The sequence below is a fragment of the Clostridioides sp. ZZV15-6598 genome (assembly GCF_020657705.1).
Classification (GTDB): domain Bacteria; phylum Bacillota; class Clostridia; order Peptostreptococcales; family Peptostreptococcaceae; genus Clostridioides; species Clostridioides difficile_F.
In genome coordinates this window covers 1-2,323 of sequence record NZ_JAGWCS010000248.1, presented here as the reverse complement: position 1 = coordinate 2,323, position 2,323 = coordinate 1, and the positions used below count along the sequence as shown (strand labels likewise).

Below are 2,323 nucleotides of genomic sequence, written 5' to 3'. Positions count from 1 at the left end.
GACGAAATTATGAGTGAAATATCTGAGGATATATTAATTTGTGGCCATACTCATGTACCATATTTTAAATACTATGGTGATAAACTTCTTGTAAATGCTGGAAGTGTAGGAAAGCCAAAAACTAACAAACCTAATGCAAATTATGTAATAATTGATGTAAAAAATGAAAATGATTTAGATGAAGAAGAATTAAAAGTAGAAGTTGAGATAATAGAAGTATGTTATGATTTTGAGAAAATGGCACTTGAAATAGAGAAAAATAAAATACTTCCCAATGAATTTGCAAGACTTATAAGAGAAGGTTCTTCAAAGTAATAATAGAAAATAAAATTTTTTAGTTTACATGTTCAAACAAACGAATATGTTCATATAAAGGAGTTGTTTTAAATATGAGTGATAAAAAAGTAGGACTTAGTGTATTTGAGAAATATCTTACAATTTGGGTTGCTTTATGCATCATTATTGGTGTTGCAATTGGAGTATATCTACCACAAATACCTAAGACTTTAGATAAATTTACATATGCTCAAGTATCTATACCAGTTGCGATACTTATATGGCTTATGATATATCCAATGATGTTAAAAATAGATTTTACATCTATAAAAAATGCAGCACGACAAAAGAAAGGACTCATGGTAACATGTGGTACAAATTGGCTTATAAAGCCATTTACAATGTATATAATAGCATACTTTTTTTTAGTTATAGTATTTAAAAATTATATACCTAGTAATCTTGCAAAAGAGTATTTAGCAGGAGCTGTACTTTTAGGAGCAGCACCTTGTACAGCTATGGTATTTGTTTGGAGTCACTTAACAGATGGAGATCCAGCATACACATTAGTACAAGTTGCAGTTAATGATTTTATATTATTAATTGGATTTGCACCTATAGTAGCTTTTTTATTAGGAGTGACTGATGTAGCTGTTCCAATTGATACACTTTTATTGTCTGTAGTCTTATTTGTTATAATACCATTTGCCGCAGGATATTTGTCAAGAAAATTTATAGTTGATAAGAAAGGGTTAGATTATTTTGAAAACGAGTTTTTACCTAAGTTTAATGGAGTAACAATTATAGGATTATTATTAACTCTAATAATTTTATTTGCTTTCCAAGGTCAAAAGATTATAGATAATCCAACTCATATATTATTAATAGCTATACCACTTACAATACAAACATTTTTTATATTTTTCTTGGCATATTTATGGAGTAAAGTTTGGAAATTACCTCATAATGTGGCAGCACCAGCAGGTATGATTGGAGCTAGTAATTTCTTTGAATTAGCAGTTGCAGTTGCAATATCCCTTTTTGGTCTTAATTCAGGAGCTGCACTTGCAACAGTTGTAGGAGTGCTAGTTGAAGTTCCTGTAATGCTTTTACTCGTTTCTATAGCCAATAAAACTAAACACTGGTTTGTAAAATGAATAATATAGATAAAAATTAATTATATAACAAGGGGGATAAAGTATTATGAACAGTAATGTAGCAGAATTTGAGAAAAGTATAGACTTAGAAAAAGTAAGAGTTACAGCAGAACAATATTATCGTAATGGTGATTTTTATTGTTCAGAAGCAATAGTTAAAGTTATAAAAGATGTGTTTGAATTGGACATAACAGATGAAATCATATCTATGGCATCAGGATTTCCAGTTGGAGTAGGTGGATCAGGTTGTACCTGTGGAGCTGTAACTGGTGGAATAATGGCTTTAGGATTATTTTTTGGTAGAAGCAAGGCTAAAGATGAAAAAGTAAATAAGGCTATGGAGCTATCAAAAGAATTACATGACTTTTTTAAAGGAAAAAATAAGTCTTTATGCTGTAGAGTTCTTACAAAAGGAATGACCCTTGGAACAAAAGAACATATGGATCAATGCATATTATTTACAGGCCAAGTTGCAGAGGAAACAGCAAGAATAATTTGTAGGGAACTAAATGTAAAAATTAAATAGTTGATTTTAAAAAATTAATATATGATATGCAAGAATGATTTTAATTAGGAGGAATGTCAATGAAAAATTGTGTAACTTGTGGTATTAGTTCAAAAACAGAAGATGAAAAAATAGAGTGTATGAAGTACAAACGAATACAGAAATCACCAAATATAGAAAATAATTGTCTTTACTATATTGAATTTAAATTTGAAGAAGGTGAATTATTAAACCCACTACAACATTTACTACTAAAGGAACAAGAACTAAAATCAAAACATATGAAAAATACTATCTAGATATTAAGATTAAAGGGGGATTTGTTTGTTATGGAAAAAGAAAAATTAGGTTTTATAATGTGTGTTTGTACTGGAAAATGTCCAGG

General features: G+C 29.1%; 4 protein-coding genes. All 4 read left to right on the top strand.

All coding sequences use genetic code 11. The features are described from left to right. A partial coding sequence (locus tag KGF50_RS21220) for a metallophosphoesterase family protein (RefSeq protein WP_227849898.1) occupies positions 1-315 on the top strand: 315 nt, incomplete at its 5' end. Between the two features lie 74 nt (positions 316-389). Beyond that, positions 390-1,433: an ACR3 family arsenite efflux transporter gene (gene arsB, locus KGF50_RS21215; RefSeq protein WP_227849897.1), complete on the top strand. Its 1,044-nt coding sequence runs from the start codon at positions 390-392 to the stop codon at positions 1,431-1,433. A 46-nt stretch (positions 1,434-1,479) separates the two neighbouring features. Next, entirely contained in the window at positions 1,480-1,959 is a 480-nt protein-coding gene (locus KGF50_RS21210) for a C-GCAxxG-C-C family protein (RefSeq protein WP_227849896.1), read from the top strand. 59 nt (positions 1,960-2,018) lie between these two features. After that, on the top strand, positions 2,019-2,237 hold the full coding sequence (locus KGF50_RS21205) for a hypothetical protein (RefSeq protein WP_227849895.1): 219 nt from the start codon (positions 2,019-2,021) through the stop codon (positions 2,235-2,237). Positions 2,238-2,323: the final 86 nt, after the last annotated feature.